24 protein-coding genes are annotated in these 20,849 nt (G+C 33.4%); 18 read left to right on the top strand and 6 right to left on the bottom strand.

Annotated elements, in window-relative coordinates:
- Positions 1–6 precede the first annotated feature (6 nt).
- Positions 7–1,035 carry an SRPBCC family protein gene (locus AC1EUY_RS02530; protein WP_480193924.1) on the top strand — a complete coding sequence of 343 codons (1,029 nt, stop codon included), beginning with the start codon at positions 7–9 and terminating at the stop codon, positions 1,033–1,035.
- 71 nt (positions 1,036–1,106) lie between these two features.
- Here AC1EUY_RS02530 and AC1EUY_RS02535 read toward each other — a convergent pair whose 3' ends face one another.
- Positions 1,107–1,670, bottom strand: a complete 564-nt coding sequence (locus AC1EUY_RS02535; protein ID WP_480193925.1) for a DNA-3-methyladenine glycosylase I — start codon at positions 1,668–1,670, stop codon at positions 1,107–1,109.
- Between the two features lie 61 nt (positions 1,671–1,731).
- Between AC1EUY_RS02535 and AC1EUY_RS02540 the strand changes: the two genes are divergently transcribed.
- From AC1EUY_RS02540 to AC1EUY_RS02595, 12 genes are read left to right on the top strand one after another with little or no spacing between them, the layout of a single operon-like run.
- Entirely contained in the window at positions 1,732–2,841 is a 1,110-nt protein-coding gene (locus AC1EUY_RS02540) for an NAD(P)/FAD-dependent oxidoreductase (protein ID WP_480193926.1), read from the top strand.
- A gap of 40 nt (positions 2,842–2,881) precedes the next feature.
- Positions 2,882–3,415, top strand: a complete 534-nt coding sequence (locus AC1EUY_RS02545; protein WP_480193927.1) for a YceI family protein — start codon at positions 2,882–2,884, stop codon at positions 3,413–3,415.
- A complete protein-coding gene (locus AC1EUY_RS02550) occupies positions 3,412–4,536 on the top strand; it encodes an NAD(P)/FAD-dependent oxidoreductase (protein WP_480193928.1) in 1,125 nt (374 codons plus the stop codon). The genes AC1EUY_RS02545 and AC1EUY_RS02550 overlap by 4 nt, the downstream gene beginning before the upstream one ends.
- Positions 4,533–5,243 carry a methyltransferase domain-containing protein gene (locus AC1EUY_RS02555; protein ID WP_480193929.1) on the top strand — a complete coding sequence of 237 codons (711 nt, stop codon included), beginning with the start codon at positions 4,533–4,535 and terminating at the stop codon, positions 5,241–5,243. Before AC1EUY_RS02550 ends, AC1EUY_RS02555 begins: the two co-directional genes overlap by 4 nt.
- A 1-nt stretch (position 5,244) precedes the next feature.
- A complete protein-coding gene (locus AC1EUY_RS02560) occupies positions 5,245–6,297 on the top strand; it encodes a type III polyketide synthase (RefSeq protein ID WP_480193930.1) in 1,053 nt (350 codons plus the stop codon).
- A 33-nt stretch (positions 6,298–6,330) separates the two neighbouring features.
- The gene (locus tag AC1EUY_RS02565; protein ID WP_480194057.1) at positions 6,331–7,128 is read left to right on the top strand and encodes an enoyl-ACP reductase FabI; all 798 of its coding nucleotides are present in this window, start codon (positions 6,331–6,333) and stop codon (positions 7,126–7,128) included.
- Positions 7,129–7,566: a 3-hydroxyacyl-ACP dehydratase FabZ family protein gene (locus tag AC1EUY_RS02570; protein WP_480193931.1), complete on the top strand. Its 438-nt coding sequence runs from the start codon at positions 7,129–7,131 to the stop codon at positions 7,564–7,566. It abuts the gene before it with no gap.
- Positions 7,567–7,570: 4 nt separating this feature from the next.
- Positions 7,571–8,836: a beta-ketoacyl-[acyl-carrier-protein] synthase family protein gene (locus AC1EUY_RS02575; RefSeq protein WP_480193932.1), complete on the top strand. Its 1,266-nt coding sequence runs from the start codon at positions 7,571–7,573 to the stop codon at positions 8,834–8,836.
- 32 nt (positions 8,837–8,868) lie between these two features.
- A complete protein-coding gene (locus AC1EUY_RS02580) occupies positions 8,869–9,123 on the top strand; it encodes an acyl carrier protein (protein WP_480193933.1) in 255 nt (84 codons plus the stop codon).
- Positions 9,120–9,695, top strand: coding sequence for a 4'-phosphopantetheinyl transferase family protein (locus AC1EUY_RS02585; RefSeq protein ID WP_480193934.1), 576 nt, complete (start codon positions 9,120–9,122; stop codon positions 9,693–9,695). The genes AC1EUY_RS02580 and AC1EUY_RS02585 overlap by 4 nt, the downstream gene beginning before the upstream one ends.
- Positions 9,696–9,701: 6 nt before the next feature.
- The gene (locus tag AC1EUY_RS02590; RefSeq protein WP_480193935.1) at positions 9,702–10,127 is read left to right on the top strand and encodes a hypothetical protein; all 426 of its coding nucleotides are present in this window, start codon (positions 9,702–9,704) and stop codon (positions 10,125–10,127) included.
- A 2-nt stretch (positions 10,128–10,129) separates the two neighbouring features.
- Complete coding sequence (locus tag AC1EUY_RS02595) at positions 10,130–10,582, top strand: 3-oxoacyl-ACP synthase (RefSeq protein WP_480193936.1); 453 nt, start codon at positions 10,130–10,132, stop codon at positions 10,580–10,582.
- Positions 10,583–10,599: 17 nt separating this feature from the next.
- On the opposite strand, the gene AC1EUY_RS02600 is transcribed toward AC1EUY_RS02595, so the two are convergent.
- From AC1EUY_RS02600 to AC1EUY_RS02610, 3 genes are all read right to left on the bottom strand, one after another.
- Entirely contained in the window at positions 10,600–11,550 is a 951-nt protein-coding gene (locus AC1EUY_RS02600) for an ABC transporter ATP-binding protein (RefSeq protein ID WP_480193937.1), read from the bottom strand.
- A 75-nt stretch (positions 11,551–11,625) separates the two neighbouring features.
- Complete coding sequence (locus AC1EUY_RS02605; RefSeq protein ID WP_480193938.1) at positions 11,626–13,767, bottom strand: prolyl oligopeptidase family serine peptidase; 2,142 nt, start codon at positions 13,765–13,767, stop codon at positions 11,626–11,628.
- Between the two features lie 97 nt (positions 13,768–13,864).
- The gene (locus AC1EUY_RS02610) at positions 13,865–14,872 is read right to left on the bottom strand and encodes an aspartate-semialdehyde dehydrogenase (protein ID WP_480193939.1); all 1,008 of its coding nucleotides are present in this window, start codon (positions 14,870–14,872) and stop codon (positions 13,865–13,867) included.
- 154 nt (positions 14,873–15,026) lie between these two features.
- Here AC1EUY_RS02610 and trhO point away from each other — a divergent pair, with 154 nt between their 5' ends.
- Positions 15,027–16,058, top strand: a complete 1,032-nt coding sequence (trhO, locus tag AC1EUY_RS02615; protein ID WP_480193940.1) for an oxygen-dependent tRNA uridine(34) hydroxylase TrhO — start codon at positions 15,027–15,029, stop codon at positions 16,056–16,058.
- Here the strand turns inward: trhO and AC1EUY_RS02620 are convergent, their stop codons facing one another.
- Positions 16,059–16,250 (bottom strand): hypothetical protein, encoded by a 192-nt coding sequence (locus AC1EUY_RS02620; protein WP_480193941.1) that lies wholly within the window; start codon positions 16,248–16,250, stop codon positions 16,059–16,061.
- Positions 16,251–16,334: 84 nt separating this feature from the next.
- Between AC1EUY_RS02620 and AC1EUY_RS02625 the strand changes: the two genes are divergently transcribed.
- Genes AC1EUY_RS02625 through AC1EUY_RS02635 form a run of 3 tightly spaced genes read left to right on the top strand, consistent with a single transcriptional unit; the run spans position 16,335 to position 18,986 of the window.
- Positions 16,335–17,861, top strand: coding sequence for a M20/M25/M40 family metallo-hydrolase (locus AC1EUY_RS02625; protein ID WP_480193942.1), 1,527 nt, complete (start codon positions 16,335–16,337; stop codon positions 17,859–17,861).
- Positions 17,862–17,868: 7 nt separating this feature from the next.
- Entirely contained in the window at positions 17,869–18,591 is a 723-nt protein-coding gene (locus tag AC1EUY_RS02630; RefSeq protein ID WP_480193943.1) for an SDR family NAD(P)-dependent oxidoreductase, read from the top strand.
- A gap of 8 nt (positions 18,592–18,599) precedes the next feature.
- On the top strand, positions 18,600–18,986 hold the full coding sequence (locus tag AC1EUY_RS02635) for a pyrophosphohydrolase domain-containing protein (protein ID WP_480193944.1): 387 nt from the start codon (positions 18,600–18,602) through the stop codon (positions 18,984–18,986).
- Positions 18,987–19,028: 42 nt separating this feature from the next.
- On the opposite strand, the gene AC1EUY_RS02640 is transcribed toward AC1EUY_RS02635, so the two are convergent.
- Complete coding sequence (locus tag AC1EUY_RS02640) at positions 19,029–20,096, bottom strand: branched-chain amino acid aminotransferase (protein WP_480193945.1); 1,068 nt, start codon at positions 20,094–20,096, stop codon at positions 19,029–19,031.
- Between the two features lie 197 nt (positions 20,097–20,293).
- Here AC1EUY_RS02640 and AC1EUY_RS02645 point away from each other — a divergent pair, with 197 nt between their 5' ends.
- Positions 20,294–20,782, top strand: a complete 489-nt coding sequence (locus AC1EUY_RS02645) for a DUF4920 domain-containing protein (protein ID WP_480193946.1) — start codon at positions 20,294–20,296, stop codon at positions 20,780–20,782.
- Positions 20,783–20,849 lie beyond the last annotated feature (67 nt).

The following is a 20,849-nucleotide window of genomic DNA, read 5'->3' on the forward strand; positions in this document are numbered from 1 at the left end:
TCTAAAATGAAAATTTTAAAATATATCTTATTACTTGTGTTAATTGTTGTAATAGGAGGTGCTATTTATTTAGCTACTTTAGATGGTAATTATGATGTACAAAGAACGAAAACGATCAATGCACCGATAGGCGTTGTTTTTGATAAGGTAAATGAATACAAAACTTGGGAAAGTTGGTCGCCTTGGTTATACAAAGACCCTGAAACAAAGTTGACGTATGCAGGCGTAACATCGGGTAAAGGTGCATCATACAGCTGGAATAGTGATAATGATGATGTTGGTGCAGGAAGTATGAGAACTTTAGAGAGTGTAAAGAATGACTCTATTTCTCAAGAGATTATCTTTACAAAACCATGGGAAACCCAATCTAATATTTATTGGAAGTTCAAACCTTCTAGTGATGGACAGGCTACAGAAGTAACTTGGGGTATGAAAGGGGAAATGCCTTTCATGGCCAGATATATGGCGAGTAAGATGGACGCGAATGTAGGTCCTGATTATGATAAAGGTTTAGCAAAGCTTGATAGCGTGATTCAAGTCGATATGAAAAAATATAGCATAACAGTTGATGGTGAAGTTATACATGGCGGAGGGTATTATTTGTACAAAACTACCTCATGTAAAATAGATGAAATGCCAGCTAAAATGGCTGAAATGATGCCGAAAGTAGGAGCTTATGCTATGAAAAATAAAATTACCATGGCAGGTCCGGCTTTTTCATTATACCATAAGTTTGATCAAGAAAATAATGCCGTTATTTTCTCATGTGCCGTGCCTGTTTCTGAAAAGGTTATTACAGATAATGATAGTGGTATTTTAACTGGTGAATTAAAGCCATTTAAAGCTTTAAAAACAACCTTAACAGGAAATTATTCAAATTTATTTGAAGCTTGGACAACCTCAGATAAGTATATAAAAGATACTAATTTAGTAGAAGTGCAGGGTCAACCTGCTTTAGAGGTTTATAAAAATGACCCGATGGAATTTCCGAACCCAGCAGATTGGATTACTGAGATTTATATTCCAATAAAGTAACTGTTTAATTGTGTATTTGTTAATTTGGTTATATGAATTAATGAATACTCGATAAAACAAATCAACAAAAACTATACTCCATTATACCGAAAGCAATCCGTAGTATGATCATTTACCATCCCGGTTGCTTGCATATGCGCATAGATCACCGTTGAACCCACGAATTTAAAACCACGCTTTTTAAGATCTTTAGAAATTTTATCTGAAAGTTCAGTTGTAGCGGGTACTTCTTTCATTGTTTCAAAAGAATTTTTAATGGGTTTGCCATTAGTGAAATCCCAAATGTATTTTGAAAACGATCCGAATTCTTCTTGAATTTTCATGAATGCTTGCGCATTGCTAATCGTAGCTTTTATTTTTAACTTATTTCTGATGATACCTGCATCATGCAATAACGCTTCATATTTAATTTCATCATAATTAGCAATTTTTTTATAATCGAAATTATCAAATGCTTTTCGAAAATTTTCGCGTTTACGCAAGACGGTGATCCAGCTCAATCCAGCTTGAAAAGTTTCCAAAATTAGAAACTCAAATAAAGTATCATCATCATATACTGGTTTTCCCCATTCCTTATCATGGTATGCAACGTATAAAGGATCATCACCACACCAAGAGCACCTGTTTTTATTCATCAGAAATAATTTTGCTCTAAAATAACATTTTTACAGCTAAAAATTCACTTATCTTTAAAACATGAATCTTAGTTATTGGGAACAAAAATCTTGGTTTTCAAATGTTGATTTTACCATAATTGGTAGTGGTATTGTAGGCTTAAATTGTGCGTTGTATTTAAAGAAGAAGCATCCTAAAGCAAAAATTTTAATTCTTGAAAAAGGAATATTACCACAGGGAGCCAGTACCAAAAATGCAGGATTTGCCTGTTTTGGTAGCTTGTCTGAACTAATCGAAGACTTAAAATCACATTCTGAAGAAGAAGTTTTTAATTTGGTAAAACAGCGTTGGAACGGATTACAACTTTTAAGAGAAAATTTAGGGGATAAAGCTATTGATTTTAAACAGTATGGAAGTTATGAATTGTTTACAGATAAAGAAGTGTATCAGCATTGTTTGTCAAAGAATAATAGTATTAACAAGCTACTAAAGCCATTATTTAATAAAAACGTATTTTCATTTAGAGATAATTCATTTCATTTTAAAAATATTATTGGAGCATATTCTTTTAACGCTTTTGAAGGACAAATAGATACTGGCAAGATGATCGAATCTTTGCTTGAAAAAGTACAATCGTTAGGAGTAAAGATTCTAAATAGTACTACTGTTGAAGATTTTTCAGATTTAAAAAATGCGGTGACGATAAAAACAATCCAAAATGAGTTTAGAACTCAAAAGTTATTTATTACTACAAATGGATTTGCGAATCAGTTGCTGAAAGAAGATGTAAAACCGGCTCGTGCACAAGTAGTAATAACAAAGCCTATTAAAAATTTACATATTAAAGGAACCTTTCATCTCGATAGAGGGTATTATTATTTTAGGAATATAGACGATAGAATACTTTTTGGAGGCGGTAGAAATTTAGATTTTAAAACAGAAGAAACCAATGAGTTTGGACAAACAAAATTAGTGCAAGACAAACTCAAAGAATTGTTAAAAACGACAATTTTACCCGAAACAGATGTTGAAATAGATACTGCCTGGAGTGGTATTATGGGTGTGGGCAATCAAAAGAAGGCAATTGTTAAACAAACAAGTAATAATGTATATTGTGGAGTAAGACTTGGTGGAATGGGAATTGCAATTGGCACTAGTGTTGGAAAAGAATTGGTAGAGCTTTTGAAATGATTGACAATTCGAACCGTCAAAATTATAAAGCAATATATATATGCGATTAGTATTAGTAAGCATCTTTTTATTACTTAATGCTAGTTTTCTTGTAGCACAGCAAGAAAATATAGCGCAAAGCAAGATAAGTTTTAAGATTAAAAACATAGGCAGGTATGCAAAAGGTACTTTTCGAGAAAGTTCGATAACAGGTTATTTTAATGTAAGTGATCTTGAAAATAGTTTCCTAAATGTGAATATTCAGGTAAAATCGATTGATACGGGCATTAAAAAACGGGATAAGCATTTGCTAGAAGATGATTATTTTGATGTAGCTACTTATCCTGTTATAGTGTTTTCATCCACTAAAATTGAAAAGAAATCTGACGTTAATTATATCCTTCATGGAAAACTCACTATCAAAAAAGTAACTAAAACAGTACAATTACCTTTAGTGATAGCTGACAAGGATAATCATATAACTGTAGTTTCTAACTTTACCATAAGTAGAAAAGAATATGGTGTAGGAGGTAGAAGTTGGATTTTATCAGATAAGGTAAAAGCAACAGTACAATTCACAGTTAAAAAAGGATGAACAATAACATTGTAATTATTGGCGGTGGCTTAGCTGGATTATGCTCAGCGATCGCACTTTCTCAAAAAGGACTTCGTATTCTTCTCATAGAAAAGAATAGTTACCCTAAACATAAGGTATGCGGTGAATATGTATCGAATGAAGTGTTACCTTTTCTCAATTCAATAGGTTTTAATCCTTTTGATTTAGGCGCTAAGAAAATTGACAAGTTTCTATTAAGTACTTCAAAAGGTAAAATAATAACATCACAATTGTCTAATGGAGGTTTCGGTTTAAGTCGTTATGCTTTCGATTCAGCTTTGGTTAAAAGAGCTAAAGAAAATGGTGTGATCGTGATAAGTGATACCGTTTTAAATGTTCAATTTCAAAATGAGCTTTTCACTATTAAAACAAAAGGTGGTCTAACTTATACTACATCAATGGTTGTTGGAGCTTACGGAAAACGAAGTAACCTAGATAAAAATTTGAATAGAAAATTTATAGCGAAAAGTTCACCGTACCTAGCGGTAAAAGCACATTATACTGGTAAATTTCCTGAAGATGTAGTAGCACTACATAATTTTAAGGGAGGCTATTGTGGGATTTCAAAGGTAGAGAATGATCATATAAATGTATGTTATATTGCAGATTATCATGCATTTAAAAAATATAAGAATATTGACAATTTTCAAAAAGAAGTGTTATGCAAAAATCCGCATTTAAAAAAATTTTTTGAAAACACGTCACCAGTTTTTGCTGAGTCTTTAACCATTAGTCAAATAAATTTTTCAAATAAGAGATTGATTGAAGATCATATACTAATGTGTGGCGACAGTGCAGGTATGATACATCCGCTTTGCGGTAATGGTATGAGTATGGCAATTCAAAGCGCACAAATAGTATCATCTTTAATTTACAAATACTTTTCAGGTAAGATCGTTTCACGTGCTGAGTTAGAAATCAGTTATCAAAAGAGATGGAATCAAGAATTTGAAATTAGATTGAAAACAGGTAGAGTATTGGCCAGCCTTTTTCGATTAGATACTACTTCACAATTGCTATTATCTGGTATAAGATTTGTGCCAAACATCTTACCAAAAATTATTAAAAGAACTCACGGTAAACCACTCGTAATAGCATGAACCTATTTGTAGATACTAGATATAGAAGTTCTGAAATTGAGTTGATGGATGATCTGAACATGAAAGGGGAATTACTTCGTGATACACTAAATAAAATTGCTATAATTAATAAACGTTTAGGTGGAAATAATGTAACTTTAAATGGACTCAAGCAATTGCTTAAAACTACCGATAAAAATCAAGTAATTACTATTATTGATTTGGGTTGTGGTAATGGTGATATGCTTCGTGAAATTTCGAATTATGGATTGCGCAATGGTTTTAAGTTTGAGTTAATAGGTATCGATGCCAATCAATTTACCATTGATGTAGCGAGAGAATTATCTGTAGCATTTGATAATATCAGCTTTCATGAATTAGATGTGTTTAAAGATAATTTTAATACACTTAAATATGACATTGCTTTGGCAACATTATTTGTGCATCATTTTAAAGAAGCACAAATAATTGGCCTGTTACAACAACTAAAATCGAAAGCTGATATAGGGGTAATTATAAATGACTTACATCGTCACAGGTTGGCTTACTATCTTTTTAAAATAGTAAGTTTTTTTATAGGTAATACTATGGTACAACACGACGGATTGGTTTCTATTTTAAGAGGATTTAAAAAAAAGGAATTAGAAGTTTTAGCAAATAAAATAAATAGTAATAGTAGTATTAAATGGAAATGGGCTTTCCGTTACCAATGGATCATTAATAAATAATATGCGTGTAAAAATACTTTCTGTAGCCAAGCAATTACCACAATTTACGAAGAATACTGAGGAAATATTACCCTATGTAAGAGCATGGCTTTCTGGTCAAGAAGAACGTTTTCAACGTAAAGCGCTTAAGATTTTCGAAAATGCAGGAGTAGATCGAAGGTATTCAATGCTTGATGCTGAAACCGTATTTTTAGATAGCTCTTTCGCCGAAAAGAATGCGATCTATGCTAAAGAATCTATAAAATTAGCAGAAAGTGCGCTCAAAAAATCACTAGATAAGTCTGGATTGGTAGCACGTGATATTGATTATATTATTACAGTAAGTTGCACAGGTATTATGATTCCGTCATTAGATGCCTATTTAATTAATAGATTACAAATGAAGCAGGATATCGTTCGACTGCCAGTCACAGAAATGGGTTGTGCTGCTGGAGTTTCTGGAATGATCTATGCAAAGAATTTCTTAAAGGCAAACCCCAATAAAAGAGCTGCTGTAATTGCTGTTGAATCACCTATGGCAACTTTTCAGATCAATGATTTTTCTATGGTCAATATTGTAAGTGCTGCTATTTTTGGCGATGGTGCTGCAAGTGTTATTTTATCTTCACATGAAGAGGATAGTGGTCCAGAAATTCTCGATGAAGCTATGTATCATTTTTATAATGCAGAGAAAATGATGGGATTTAATTTGGTTGATACTGGCTTACAAATGGTGCTTGATCAATCTGTGCCAGAAACGATTGCCGAACATTTTCCTAAGATTGTCCATCCTTTTTTAGAACGAAATAATTGTACCATTGAGGATGTAAACCATTTAATCTTTCACCCTGGAGGAAAGAAAATCGTGCAAACAGTTGATAATTTATTCGGATCTTTAGGGAAAAGCATTGAAGACACAAAAGAAGTGTTGCGACTATACGGTAATATGTCTAGTGCTACAATCTTATATGTTTTAGAACGATTTTTAGATAAAGATGTATCGAAAGGTGATAAAGGGCTCATGCTCAGTTTTGGTCCAGGTTTTTCTGCACAACGAATACTCATAGAATGGTAACTAAAAAGATCTCCACTTTCGTGGAAAATGAATATGGTAAAAGAATTTCTAGATAAAAACTATTGGGCAATTATTTTAGGAGGCTCAAGCGGATTGGGTTTAGCAACAGCGAAAAAGCTTGCTAAACATGGCATGCATGTTTGTATCATTCACAGAAATCGAAGAAGCGAATTAGCTGAAATTGAAAAAGAATTTGCTAGTATTAGCAAAGAAGGAATTGAGTTGGTAACATTTAATGAAGATGCTTTTAAAGAAGAAAAAAGAGTAGAGATTATTAATCAGTTGAAAACTAAATTAGGAGATAAAGCTAAAGTTCGAATGCTTGTACATAGTGTAGCAAAAGGCAATTTAAAACCAATGATTTCAGACGAGAAACCTAATCTAAAGAATGATGATTTTCATTTGACCATAGATGCCATGGCGATAAGTTTATATGATTGGACCCAAGCTTTATTTACTGCAAATTTATTTGCTTCAGATGCACGAATCATCAGTTTTACGAGTGAGGGTAATACGAAAGCTTGGAAAAATTATGCAGCCGTTTCTGCTGCCAAAACAGCATTAGAAGCAATTACTAGAAATATTGCTTTAGAATTTGCGCCTTACGGTATTAGAGCGAATTGTATTCAAGCGGGTGTTACCGATACAGCTTCTCTAAGAATAATACCAGATAGTGATAAAATTAAAGCGCATTCATTATTAAGAAATCCTTTTAAACGATTAACCCAGCCAGAAAATGTTGCCGATGTGGTATATCTGTTAAGTAGAGATGAGGCCGCATGGATTAACGGAACTATTATACCAGTAGATGGAGGAGAACATATTAGTTAGATGACCGAACAAGAAATTATAGCAGTATTACCGTATCAAGAACCTTTTTTATTTGTTGACGAATTAACAGCAATTACAGAAGAAGGCGTTCAAGGTTCATATACTTTTAGAGAAGATGCCTATTTCTATAAAGGTCATTTTAAAGATAATCCAATTACACCGGGTGTAATTTTAACAGAAGCCATGGCACAAATTGGGGTGGTTTGTCTAGGTATTTATTTGCTGAGAGCGTATATAACGAAATCTGGTTTTCCTAAAATAGCATTGACTTCTAATCAAGTTGATTTTTATGTACCCGTTTATCCAAATGAAAAGATTACTGTGATTTCCGAAAAGGAATATTTTAGATTTAATAAACTAAAATGCAAGGTGAAATTATTCAATGCGAAAGAGGAATTGGTGTGTAGAGGAACCATTGCCGGAATGATTAAATTTTAAGCAAATGAAAAGAGTTGTAATTACAGGCTTAGGTGTTGTCGCTCCAAATGGCGTTGGTAAAGAGGCATTCACAAAAGCAATTAAAAAAGGAATTTCAGGAATTCAATTCTATCAAGAATTGCAAGATCTTAATTTTTCTTGTTGTATTGGTGGTATTCCCGATGTATCGGAAGAACTAAAACGAAATTATTTTACAGAGCTACAGCTTAGAAATTTTAATGCACCAGATATACTGTATGGATGCATGGCAGGAATGGATGCATGGAAAGATGCAGGTTTGACTATAAGTGATAAAGTAGATTTTGATAGCGGAATTGTGTTTGGTGCTGGAACCTCAGGAGTTGATAAATTTAGAGAATCGGTTTATAAATTAGATGCAGGTAACGTTCGTCGCTTAGGAAGTACAGTAGTAGCGCAAACGATGGCAAGTGGAGTGAGTGCTTACTTAGGAGGAATTCTAGGATTGGGAAATCAAGTAACTACAAACTCTTCAGCTTGTTCAACAGGTACTGAAGCTATCATAATGGGTTTTGAACGTATTCAAATGGGTAAGGCGAAGCGTATGTTGGTAGGTAGTTGTAACGGATATGGACCCTATGTATGGGGACCGTTTGATGCCATGCGCGTTATGAATTACAAAAATAATAAAGAACCCGAAAGAGCTTCACGCCCTATGAGTGCCTCGGCTGCTGGATTTGTACCAGGTAGCGGTGGTGGTGCATTAATTCTTGAATCTTTAGAGAGCGCAGAAAAGCGTGGCGCAAGAATTTATGCAGAAATACTAGGAGGTGCCGTGAATTCTGGAGGGCAACGAAATGGTGGTACGATGACGGCACCAAACTCAAAAGCAGTAGCGCTTTGTTTACACGCGGCAATTAAGAATTCGGGGATAAAATCAGATGAAATTGACTTAATAAATGGTCACTTAACTGCAACGGGTAAAGATGCTTCAGAGGTTAAAAGTTGGTCGAACGCCCTACAAAGAAAAAACAAGGATTTTCCCTATATTCAATCTCTAAAATCTATGATTGGGCATTGTTTAGCAGGAGCAGGTTCTATAGAAAGTGTAGCGTCAGTAATTCAGTTAAATGAAGGGTTTATATTTCCAGCTGTTAACTGTGAAGATTTACATCCAGAAATAGAAAAAATAATTGATACTGATAAAATTTCTAATACAATAATTGAAAAGAAACTAAATGTAATAGCAAAAGCAAGCTTTGGCTTTGGAGATGTCAATGCATGTGTGATTTTTAAAAAATATCCTTTTTAATAAGTAAGAACTTAAATACTAATAACATATAAATGACAAAAGACGAACTCATTATTTCATTAAAGAAAATTGTAAAACCATATATTCAAGATGAAGCAGCTTTCGAAAAGCTAACTGAAGAAACAGATTTCATTAACGATTTAAAAATAAATTCAGCAAATTTAGTAGATGTGGTACTAGATGTTGAAGATGAATTTGATATAGAGATAGATAACGACTCAATAGAAAAAATGCTGAATGTAAAATCTGCAATCGATATTATTACATCCAAACTAGCTGATAAATGATTGGTAATGATATTGTTGATCTAAAGTTAGCTGCTGCTCAAAGCAATTGGCAGCGCAGAGGCTTTTTAGACAAAGTGTTTTCTGAATTTGAAAAACGCTATGTTCTAAATTCAAATAATCCTTTTAAAACTGTATGGCTTTTGTGGAGTATGAAAGAAAGTGCGTATAAGGCATATGTGCAAAAATTTCCAAAGCGGTTTTTTAATCCAAAAAAAATAGAATGTTCTCTAAAGCCTCAGAATAAATGGATTGTTAAAATTAATAAACAAGATTTCAAGATTACCTCGAATGGTACATCAGATTATATTCATTCAACGGCAACGTTAAGTGAAAATGATGTATTTGATACGAATTGTTTTATAACGGATGTTAACTATGCAGAACAGCGTCAACAATCCTACACAAAATTGATAACTAAAGTAGCCGAGAAGAAAGGAATTTCTAGAAGTACATTAAAAATAAAGAAAGATGTATTTGGTATTCCGAAACTATATAAAAATAATAGGGTTTTAGAGATGTCTTTTTCAATATCGCATCATGGTAATTATGGGGCTTATGCCATTTTAAATTAACTATTTATGAATAAATTTTTAGCGTATGCAAAATCAAAACTAAATGTCGATACGAGACTTATAATTGTCTATATAATAGTCTATTTTATATGGGGTTTTATGATGGATAAAGTAGGCGCAGCTACCGAAATCGCTCGATTTACCTATTGGTGGCAGATTATTACTGTGTACATTGTATATATGATTCCTATTTCCTTGCTATTACGCGGTTTACCTTTTCATATGCAATATGCTTACGGATTGATCGCTATGGGATTATTAGAATTTGGAGGCTATGCGCTAGAAAGTTCTTATGCATACCCTAATAATATTTTGGATAAATTATTCAATATTCGAAATTTTAGTTTAGGCATGGCCTTGTTTTTCGCTTTGTACTTTCCTTTAGGAAATGCACTGGTAGGAAAAATATATTCATCGATTTTTAAAAAATAGTTTTGAAAATTTTAATCAAAGAACAATTGTATAATGCTTGTGTTGATTTTTCTCGAAAAAAAGAAGCGACTGTTCTTCAAACCATACACTCTCATCAAGAAGCCCTTAATTCTGAAACAAAAAGTAGTGCGGGAGACAAGCATGAAACGGGTAGAGCAATGCTGCAATTAGAAATGGAAAAAGCGAGTCAACAGTTAGGCGCTGTTCATGCTATGAAATCAGTTTTAAAACGAATAAATGTTTCCAAACATTCAGACATAGTTTCATTAGGTAGTGTTGTTCTTACAGATAAGGCAAATTATTTTTTATCGATTAGTGCTGGTCAATTAACAATAGAAGACAAATCATACTATGCTATTTCTAGTAGTTCGCCAATTGGAAAATTGTTATTAGGTAAAAAGGAAGGAGAGCTAGTTTATTTTCAAAAACAATTAACGATTAAAGAAGTGCTTTAGGTTGTTAAATAAAACCTCTATTTTTTCAATTCTTCTGAAATCTCAAAATGAACAGTACCTACATGCTGCTTATCACTTTTTATAAAAATGAATTTACCTTTAAAATCGGCTTCAATTAAATAGTGATTACCTCGATAATATGAGTGTTTTACTTCGGCTTTGAATTTTGATTTTTCTACAATTTTTAGTTGATGCGGATATACTATAAAAGTTCCGAATTTAGTTTCGTTGGTAAATTCAGATACTTTAAATTCATTAAACTCATCAAAAAAAGACGCTATTAATTTATTTTTAGGTTGTTTGTACAGTTCTTCTGGTGTATTATAGGCAATCGATTCTCCCTGATATAAAAACAGCATTGTATCGCTGTAAGAAATTACATCATCTTTATCATGCGTCGCAACTATTGTAGTAATCTCTTTTTCTTTTAAATAATTAAATAAGTTACGCCGTAATGACTGCTTTTTTAAATTGTCGACATGACTAAAAGGCTCGTCTAATAATAATATTTCTGGCTCTTTTGCTAAGGCTCTAGCCAATGCTACGCGTTGTTTTTGACCGCCGCTTAAGTACTTTACTTTTACTTTGGCTACGTCTTGTAATTCGACTACTTCGATAAGCTCATCAATACGTTGCTTTTTCTTTTCGGGGTATAAATTAGACAAGAATTCTCCTATATTTTTCTCAACTGAAGTAAACGGCATTAAGTTAAATTCTTGCGCCACATATTTCATAAAATCGGGTCCGATGATTAGGTTAAATTTCGGGCCCAAGATTTGTTGATCTTTCCAAAAAATTTCACCTTCAAGTAGGTCGTATTCTCCGTATAATACTTTTAACAACGTACTTTTCCCAGAGCCGCTTTCACCAGCAATGGCAAGATTCTCACCTTTTTTTAAATTAAATGATACATTACTTAGAACGATTTCTTTATGGTAAGCGAATGATATGTTTTTAACCTTTAGCATTTCGTGATGAGCAACAAAAGTAGCATAAAAAAGCCGCTTGATTTCAAGCGGCTTTGTATAGATTTAAAAAATAATTTAATCTTTATACGTAGATTTTAATTCTTTTACACCCATATTATAAAGGGTAAAACCAAAAATATCTGCATATTGTTCGATGGTTTTACTAACTGGAGTACCGGCGCCATGACCCGCATTCGTTTCAATTCGAATCAACGTTGGATTTTCGCCAGACTGCTTGTCTTGCAACTCCGCCGCAAATTTAAAGCTATGTGCGGGGACCACTCGATCATCGTGATCACCTGTTGTCACTAAAGTTGCAGGGTATGCTACTCCTTCTTTTACATTATGAACGGGCGAATATCCTTTAATATACTCAAACATTTCTTTGCTTTGCTCTGAAGTTCCATAATCATATGCCCATCCTGCTCCAGCAGTAAAAGTATGATAGCGCAACATATCTAGCACACCTACAGCGGGTAAGGCTACTTTCATAAGATCTGGGCGTTGCGTCATCGTTGCACCTACTAATAATCCACCATTAGACCCACCTCTTATGGCTAGATAATCTTTTGAGGTGTATTTATTTTCGATAAGATATTCAGCTGCAGCAATAAAATCATCAAATACATTTTGTTTTTGTAGTTGCGTGCCAGCTTTATGCCACTCTTTCCCATATTCACCACCACCTCTTAAATTAGGCACAGCATAGACGCCACCTTGTTCCATCCAAACAGCATTTGCTATGCTAAAGCTTGGCTGCAGACTAATGTTAAATCCGCCATAGCCATAAAGTATGGTTGGATTTTTTCCATTCAATGCTAATCCTTTTTTATAGGTAATAATCATCGGTACTTTTGTACCATCTTTTGAAGTATAGAATACTTGTTTAGATTCATAAGCATCACTATCAAATCCTATGGTTGGTTTTTTGTAAACAGTATAGTTTCCATCTTTCGGGTTGAATTTATAAATAGTGTAAGGATTTGTATAATTGGTAAAACCAAAATAGAGTTCTGTATCTTCTTTTTTGCCTCCAAAACCTCCAGCGTTACCAACACCCGGTAACTCAATTTCTCGAATTAATTTACCATTCATATCATACTGAAATACTTTTGATATAGCATCTACCATATATTCTGCAAAAAAGTAACCTCCTCCTGTACTTGGACTCAAAACATTTTTAGTTTCAGGGATAAATTCTTTCCAATTTTCTGGTTTAGGATTAGAAGCATCAACAGTAACTACTTTTTGATTTGGTGCATCCATATTTGTTACCAAATATAATTTACTACCTTCATTATCGATAATATAGGTATCACTATCAAAGTTGTCTAATATGGTAACCAATTTACTGTTAGGATTTGTCAAATCTTTAATATGCAGATCATTACCAGATGTAGATTTTGCTCCCGAAATTATCAAATAACGATCATCTTCTGTTACACTACCAGATACATACCTACGTTTCTGTGCTTCGGTACCACCAAAAATTAGTTGATCATCTTTTTGTTGCGTACCTAATTTATGATAGTATAATTTATGCTGATCTGTTTTTGCGGAAAGCTCACTTCCTTTGGGTTTGTCGTAACTCGAATAGAAAAAGCCATCATTTCCTTCCCAAGAAATCCCACTGAATTTTACATCTTTTAAGGTATCTTCTTTAATCTCTTTTGAGAGAGCATCCATAACAATAATCTTTCGCCAATCAGAACCTCCTTCTGAAATTGAGTAGGCGGCAATACTACCATCTTTCGAAAAAGTTAATCCAGATAAAGAAGTTGTACCATCTTCAGAAAATGTGTTTGGGTCTAGAAACACTTCAGGGTCATCTTCACCTTTTTGGCGATATACAACATATTGATTTTGAAGACCATCATTTTTGTAGAAATAGGTATAATCACCTTCTTTGAATGGGGCAGAATACTTTTCATAATTCCATAATTTTTCAAGACGATTTTTTAATTCTTCTCTATATGGAATTTTATCTAGGTAACCGAATGTTACTTTGTTTTGTTCTTTTACCCATTCTCCAGTTTCTTCAGACATATCATCTTCTAACCAACGGTAGGGATCTTTAATATCGGTACCAAAATAGGTATCAACAGTATCAACTTTTTTAGTTTCTGGATAGGTCATTGTTAGTTGTTGTTCGGGTTTTTCTATTTTACAGGAAATTAAAATAAGGGCAGTTACTAGAAATAAAGTTAGTTTTTTCATTGTTAAGGTTTAAGAAGTGATAAAAATAGCGAAAATAGGCTCACTGAAAAAGTGAGCCTATAATTCTATACGAACTTTATGATTTCTTTAAGAGAATTTACGCTGTTGCTGCTGATTTAATTAAGTTATTTGCGACAAGATATTCGGCTATCTGTACCGCATTCGTTGCAGCACCTTTTCGGAGGTTATCTGAAACAATCCACATATTTAAGGTTTTAGGTTGCGAAAGATCACGACGGATTCTACCTACAAAAACATCATCTTTTCCTTCAGCATAGATAGGCATTGGGTAGGTGTTGGTATCAGTATTGTCTTGTACAGTAACACCTTCTGTTTTGCTTAATAATTCACGCACTTCTAATTCGTCAAAGTCATTTTCGAACTCAATATTTACACTTTCGCTATGGCCACCCACTACAGGAATACGTACAGCAGTCGCAGTAATTGCAATAGATTTATCATCTAATATTTTCTGAGTTTCTCGAACTAACTTTAATTCTTCTTTGGTATAACCATTACTCTCGAACACGTCACAATGTGGTATGGCATTTCGATGAATTGGGTAATGATAGGCCATTTCACCTTTTTCACCTTTATATTCATTTTCAAGTTGCTGTACAGCCTTAACTCCCGTTCCAGTAATCGATTGGTAGGTAGAAATTACCAATCGTTTAATATCATATATTTTATGAAGTGGTGCTAAAGCAACTACCATTTGAATTGTAGAGCAATTTGGGTTCGCAATAATTAAGTCATCTTCGGTTAGCGATGCGGCATTGATTTCTGGTACTATTAACTTTTTGGTAGCATCCATTCTCCAGGCTGATGAATTGTCAATAACAACTGTACCAACTTCAGCGAATTTAGGTGCCCATTCTAGTGATGTATTTCCACCAGCGGAAAAAATTGCAATATCCAAATGCATATCTACAGCAGTTTGCAGTCCGACAATAGTATAATCAGTATCTCTAAAAGTTATTTTTTTTCCTACTGAACGTTCAGACGCAACAGGTACTAATTCTGTTACAGGAAAATTACGTTCTTCTAATACTTTTAACATCACAGTACCTACCATTCCGGTAGCACCAACAACAGCTACTCTCATATTATTTTACTTTAAAAGTTTCATGCAAAGGTCATAAAAAAGACTAAAAATATTTATTCTAAACAATTAAAAATCTTTGAAAGTTTAATTTCTATCAAAATTATTACTTTTGCCGAGATTTATAACATTCTTTTAAACTTAAAATTAGTATAGCATGCAACTGTACAATACATTAAGTGCGAAAGAAAGAGCTGCGTTAATCGAAGAAGCTGGTCAGCAACGATTAACCTTATCTTTCTATCAGTACGCCAAAATTGGAAATCCACAACTATTTAGAAATCACCTGTTCATTACCTGGAATGCGTTAGACGTTTTGGGTAGAATATATGTTGCCCACGAAGGTATTAATGGGCAATTATCGGTTCCGGCTGAGAATTTTGAAGCCTTTAAAGCACATTTAGATAGTGTCCCTTTTTTAAAAGACATCCGATTGAATATTGCGATTGAACAAGATAATATGTCTTTTTTAAAATTAAAGGTAAAAGTGCGTCATAAAATTGTAGCTGATGGGTTAAATGATGAAACGTTTGATGTGACCAATAAAGGTGTACATCTAAAAGCTCAAGAATTCAACCAGTTGTTGGAAGATCCAAATACGATATGCGTAGATATGCGTAATCATTATGAAAGTGAGATCGGGCATTTTGATGGAGCAATTACACCAGATGTAGATACATTTCGTGACTCGTTAGATATTATCGAAGAAGATCTTAAAGATCATAAAGAAGACAAGAATTTATTAATGTATTGTACTGGAGGTATTCGTTGCGAAAAAGCCAGCGCATACTATAAGCATAAAGGATTTAAAAATGTTTATCAGTTAGAAGGTGGTATTATAGAATATGCACGTCAGGTAAAAGCAGAAAACCTTGAAAACAAATTTATTGGTAAAAATTTCGTGTTTGATCATCGACGAGGCGAGCGTATTTCTGATGAAGTGATTGCTCATTGCCATCAGTGCGGTGAATCTTGTGATACACATGTAAATTGTGAAAACGAAGCTTGCCATTTATTGTTTATACAATGTGATGCCTGTAAAGAAAAAATGCAAGGATGTTGCTCTGCAGCATGTCAAGAAATATATAATTTACCGTTCGAAGAACAAAAAAAACTCCGCAAAGGCAAACATAATAGTAATAAGATTTTTAAAAAGGGACGTTCTGAGGTGTTAAAATATAAGAAGTAACTACTCATGTAGGTAGTAAGCTAAATATTTAAAGGCTAGTATGCTTAGAATGATACCTAACGCTACTAGCCATACTTTTTTATAATATATTTTATGTAGTTTTAGATCTTTTCTGTAGGTCCATATCATCGTAACAAGAAATGCAATGATAAAAACGAATGCAAATATTTTCTGACCCGTGGTAAAATTCATCTGTAAAGATTTACAAGGCAAAAATACACTTTTTGATTCTTTTAAATTCAGTAATTTTAGTGAAAATCTAACGCAACAAATTTTATGAGAAAACCATTGTACCCATTGATTTTTCTAATACTAGTTTTTCTTAGCAATAGCCAAGGTTATTGTCAAAAAATAAAAGCTAAAGAACTAAATGAACTATCATTACAATATGCGAAATCTTCGTTTGCGGAATTACAGGAGTTTTTCAGTCTTCCTAACGATGCCTATTTCCCAGATCAAATAGAGAAAAATGTGGTTTGGTGTGAAAATGCCTTTGAAAAAAGAGGTTTTAAGCTACAAAGATTACAAACAAGTAACGCTCCATTACTACTTGCAACAAGAAACTTTAAAAAAGCTAAAAAGACAGTACTTATCTATTTACAAGTTGATGGTCAACCTGTAGATGTTAGTAAATGGAATCAAAATGACCCGTATGTGCCTGTTTTGAAAGAATTAAAAGAAGATACATGGGATAGTATCTCTTGGAATCGGCTTGAAGGGCAAATAGATAGAGATTGGCGTATTTTCTCTCGCTCAGCATCGGATGCTCGTGGTCCTGTAATGATGTTTTTAAAAGCTATGGATATCATCAACGATAGAAGACAAAATCCAAATTTTAATATTAAAGTTATTATGGATTTTGAAGAAGAGCTTGGTTCACCGCGACTGCCCAATGCTGTCAAGCAATATAGTAACGAATTAGCTTCTGATATGTTGGTGATTTTTGATGGTCCTCGGCATATTTCTAACGAACCGACCTTGAGTTATGGTGCTAGAGGTATAGCCACAATTTCATTAGAAGTATTTGGCCCTCGTAAACCTGCGCATAGTGGTAATTACGGTAATTATGTACCTAATCCAGCGTTTAAATTATCAAGGTTATTAGCCTCAATGGTCGATGATGATGGTCGTGTTTTAATACCAACTTGGTATGATGGTATTTCAATTTCTGATGAAGTTAAAGAAGTTTTAAAGCAAGTACCAGATAAAGATGAGGAATTAAAGCAGAAATTTGGTATTGCACAACCTGAGAAAGTTGCTTCTAGTTTTCAAGAATCAATGCAATATCCCGCACTCGGAATTTTAGGATTACAAGCAGCGTGGGTGGGTAAGCAACGCAGAACCATCATTCCTGCAAGTGCTATTGCAGAACTTAATATTAGATTGGTAAAAGAGACCGAAGGAGAGCGCATGGTACATCTGGTAAAGCAACATATTATTGATAAAGGGTATCATCTTGTAGATAATAAACCTAGCGAAGAAGAGCGGATGAAATATCCTAATATTGTGAGATTTAATTCAGAAATTTCTTATGGGGCTTTTCGAACAGATTTCGACACTGAAGTTGGGAAATGGTTGGTAAGAGGTATGCAAAAAGCTTTTAATAAAGACCCGATTCAAATCAGAACCATGGGAGGATCGATACCCATCTCTCCTTTTGTAGTTTCTTTAAAAATACCCGCTATAAGTGTGCCAACAGTAAATGCAGATAACAATCAGCATAGTCCGAATGAGAACATAAGATTAGGCAATTATATTGACGGCATTAAAACAATAACAGCTATCTTGTCCGAGAAATTATAAGGTATTTATGAGTAAAAACGCAATTATTTTTGGTGCTACATCTGGTATCGGTAGAGAACTAGCTAAGCTATTAATAAATGATGGTTATCATGTGTTAATTACGGGTAGGCGTATTGAACGTTTAGAAGATATTCAAAAAGAGAATCCTGCGCAGTATAAAGTACGTCAACATGATATTACCGATTTAGATGATTCTGATACGTTTTTTAAAGAATTACCTTCTATTTTTGAGAAAGTAGATCTTATCATTCACAATTCGGGTATCATGCAGCCTAACTTTACTTTAGAATGGAGTAAAGATTTACCGACTTTAGAAACGAATGTACTTGGCGCTACTAAAATCTATCAACTTGCTTACAACTATTTTAGAGATCAAGGATATGGGCATTTGGTCGGGATCACTTCTGTTGCCTCTTTACGAGGTAATAGACAAGTAGCAGCTTACCATGCATCAAAAGCATTTCAGTCGAGCTATATGGAATCATTATGGATGAAGTCTAAAAGAACTAAAAAGGCTAAAATTGACGTTACCAATATTTTACCTGGCTATGTTGATACTGATATTATTAAAGGCGAAACTTTTTGGATGGCGCCTCTGGATAAAGCTACAAAACAAATATACGCAGCTATAAAAAAGAAAAAGAGAAAAGCATACATTACAAAACGTTGGGTACTTATTGCTCTTCTTTTAAAAATTGTTCCAACCAGATTATTAATGAAATATTTTTAAATTAAAAAATGAAGAATAAAATAAAAGCCGTTCAAGAGTTTCATACAGCTTTCAATATTGGCTATCAAACGGAACCTATTGCTAGATTATCAGAACAAAAAATGCAATTGCGATTTGATTTAATGGATGAAGAGAATAAAGAATATTTAGAAGCCGCTAGAAATAATGATTTAGTTGAAGTTGCTGATGCGTTAGGAGATATGCTATATATTTTATGCGGTACAATCATTGAACATGGTATGCAAGAAAAAATTGAAGAAGTATTTGATGAAATTCAACGTAGTAATATGAGTAAATTAGGTGCAGATGGCAAGCCGATTTATCGAGAAGATGGTAAGGTAATGAAGGGTCCTAATTATTTTAAACCAAACATTTTAGAGATATTAAAACAATAAAAAAGAGCCATTTGGCTCTTTTTTATAATGTATTGATTTTATTTATATTTTATACCTCCATCCATAAGGATCTTCAGAGATATTATATTGAATATTCATTAATTTTTCTTTGAATTTCAATGCAAAAGAATCTTCAGGTATTGGTAATTCAAAAACATCATTATCATGTTCAAAAGCTTCAATTTGAGTTACTACTGCTGCAGTACCCGCGCCAAACATCTCTTTTAAACTTCCTGCTTTAGCTGCATCTTTTATTTCTTTAACAGATACGCGTCGTACGTCAACATGTAAACCTTCATCTTTTGCTAATTGTATAATACTTTTTCTCGTCACACCATCTAAAATTCTATCATTAGTTGGGGCGGTAAGTAGCGTGTCACCTACTCTAAAAAAGATATTCATGGTACCAGCTTCTTCTAAGTATTCATGTGTATTGGCATCTGTCCAGACTACTTGCTGATATCCTTTTTCTATAGCAAGCGAAGTAGGATAGAATTGAGCCGCATAATTACCAGCTGCTTTTGCAAAACCAACACCACCATCCGCAGCACGACTATATTCTTGTGCAAAAAGCACGCGAACTGGTGTTGTATAGTATGCTTGAGCTGGCGAGCATATAATCATAAATTTATATTCCTCTGAACGAGAAGCTGCCACAGCAGGTTCTGAAGCAATGACAAACGGGCGAATGTAAAGTGAGTTTCCAGCTCCTTTTTTTACCCATTCTTTGTCTAGCCTTAATAAATTTAGTAAACCTTCAAAGAAATACTCTTTCGGAAATTCTGGGATTGCTAATCGCTTCGAGGATTTATTTATCCTATTAAAATTCTCTTCTGGTCTAAACAGCCATACGTCATCATTTTCATCTTTGTAGGCTTTCATTCCTTCAAATACAGCTTGACCATAATGAAAAACTCTGGCAGACGGTTCTATGCTTAAAGGACCATATGGCATAATTTGTGGCTTTTGCCATTGACCATTTTTATAATCACATACAAACATATGATCGGTAAAAATTCTACCAAATTGTAACTTACTAAAATCTACTTCAGTGATTTTAGAACTACTAACCTTAGTGATATCAATAATTGTTGAAGTTTGTATATTCATGAATTATGTGGATTTTTTGACGGTGCAAAAGTACAAAATTTTATGGCTATTATATAGATAAAAGTATTTTGCTTATTAATTAAAAGGTTTTTGCAATAATATAGCTCAAACGATTTCGAAATAAAAGCTATACGTAAAAAATGTTAAAAAAATGAAGGTCTAAGTTTATTCATTATTTTTGCCTAAAATATTTTAAAATGAAAAAAGTTGTATTTATAGTATCTATAGCGATATGTTTTATGGCCTGCACTAATAAAGCGCAGAAGAAAGAGAATGAAGCTATAAGATATGCTTCTTATGGTGATAAAATATCTATAGAGAAAGCACTTTCTAAGAAACAAATGCAAGAGAAATTTAAAACTCTTAAAGATGGAGATACCATTGCGGTAAAGTTTGCTTCTACAGTCAATGAGGTTTGTAAAAAGAAAGGATGTTGGATGAAATTAGACCTACAAGATGATAAAGAGTCTATGGTTCGGTTTAAAGACTATAGTTTTTTTGTGCCTTTAGATGCTGACAATAAAGAAGTTATTGTTGCAGGAAAAGCCTATGTGACTACAGAATCTGTCGATCAATTAAAGCATTATGCTAAAGATGAAGGAAAAAGCGAAGAAGAGATTGCCGCTATTACTGCCCCCAAAGTTACCTACGCTTTTGAAGCTAATGGTGTTTTAATACAAGAATGATACGATTCGTTGTTTGTATAGTTGTTTTTTTATTAGTGTTTATTTCTTGTACTGATCAAAAAGAATA

Source organism: Maritimimonas sp. 2210JD6-3 (genome assembly GCF_056591795.1).

Excerpts from the sequence above, each read along its gene's own strand:
- AC1EUY_RS02575 (WP_480193932.1), top strand. The coding sequence starts at position 7,571 with ATGAAAAGAGTTGTAATTACAGGCTTAGGTGTTGTCGCTCCAAATGGC.
- AC1EUY_RS02545 (WP_480193927.1), top strand. The coding sequence starts at position 2,882 with ATGCGATTAGTATTAGTAAGCATCTTTTTATTACTTAATGCTAGTTTT.
- AC1EUY_RS02620 (WP_480193941.1), bottom strand. The coding sequence starts at position 16,250 with ATGAATTTTACCACGGGTCAGAAAATATTTGCATTCGTTTTTATCATT.
- AC1EUY_RS02535 (WP_480193925.1), bottom strand. The coding sequence starts at position 1,670 with ATGAATAAAAACAGGTGCTCTTGGTGTGGTGATGATCCTTTATACGTT.
- AC1EUY_RS02550 (WP_480193928.1), top strand. The coding sequence starts at position 3,412 with ATGAACAATAACATTGTAATTATTGGCGGTGGCTTAGCTGGATTATGC.
- AC1EUY_RS02540 (WP_480193926.1), top strand. The coding sequence starts at position 1,732 with ATGAATCTTAGTTATTGGGAACAAAAATCTTGGTTTTCAAATGTTGAT.
- AC1EUY_RS02580 (WP_480193933.1), top strand. The coding sequence starts at position 8,869 with ATGACAAAAGACGAACTCATTATTTCATTAAAGAAAATTGTAAAACCA.
- AC1EUY_RS02610 (WP_480193939.1), bottom strand. The coding sequence starts at position 14,872 with ATGAGAGTAGCTGTTGTTGGTGCTACCGGAATGGTAGGTACTGTGATG.
- trhO (WP_480193940.1), top strand. The coding sequence starts at position 15,027 with ATGCAACTGTACAATACATTAAGTGCGAAAGAAAGAGCTGCGTTAATC.
- AC1EUY_RS02555 (WP_480193929.1), top strand. The coding sequence starts at position 4,533 with ATGAACCTATTTGTAGATACTAGATATAGAAGTTCTGAAATTGAGTTG.
- AC1EUY_RS02560 (WP_480193930.1), top strand. The coding sequence starts at position 5,245 with ATGCGTGTAAAAATACTTTCTGTAGCCAAGCAATTACCACAATTTACG.
- AC1EUY_RS02605 (WP_480193938.1), bottom strand. The coding sequence starts at position 13,767 with ATGAAAAAACTAACTTTATTTCTAGTAACTGCCCTTATTTTAATTTCC.
- AC1EUY_RS02565 (WP_480194057.1), top strand. The coding sequence starts at position 6,331 with ATGGTAAAAGAATTTCTAGATAAAAACTATTGGGCAATTATTTTAGGA.
- AC1EUY_RS02585 (WP_480193934.1), top strand. The coding sequence starts at position 9,120 with ATGATTGGTAATGATATTGTTGATCTAAAGTTAGCTGCTGCTCAAAGC.
- AC1EUY_RS02590 (WP_480193935.1), top strand. The coding sequence starts at position 9,702 with ATGAATAAATTTTTAGCGTATGCAAAATCAAAACTAAATGTCGATACG.
- AC1EUY_RS02645 (WP_480193946.1), top strand. The coding sequence starts at position 20,294 with ATGAAAAAAGTTGTATTTATAGTATCTATAGCGATATGTTTTATGGCC.
- AC1EUY_RS02600 (WP_480193937.1), bottom strand. The coding sequence starts at position 11,550 with ATGCTAAAGGTTAAAAACATATCATTCGCTTACCATAAAGAAATCGTT.
- AC1EUY_RS02570 (WP_480193931.1), top strand. The coding sequence starts at position 7,129 with ATGACCGAACAAGAAATTATAGCAGTATTACCGTATCAAGAACCTTTT.
- AC1EUY_RS02530 (WP_480193924.1), top strand. The coding sequence starts at position 7 with ATGAAAATTTTAAAATATATCTTATTACTTGTGTTAATTGTTGTAATA.
- AC1EUY_RS02635 (WP_480193944.1), top strand. The coding sequence starts at position 18,600 with ATGAAGAATAAAATAAAAGCCGTTCAAGAGTTTCATACAGCTTTCAAT.
- AC1EUY_RS02640 (WP_480193945.1), bottom strand. The coding sequence starts at position 20,096 with ATGAATATACAAACTTCAACAATTATTGATATCACTAAGGTTAGTAGT.
- AC1EUY_RS02625 (WP_480193942.1), top strand. The coding sequence starts at position 16,335 with ATGAGAAAACCATTGTACCCATTGATTTTTCTAATACTAGTTTTTCTT.
- AC1EUY_RS02630 (WP_480193943.1), top strand. The coding sequence starts at position 17,869 with ATGAGTAAAAACGCAATTATTTTTGGTGCTACATCTGGTATCGGTAGA.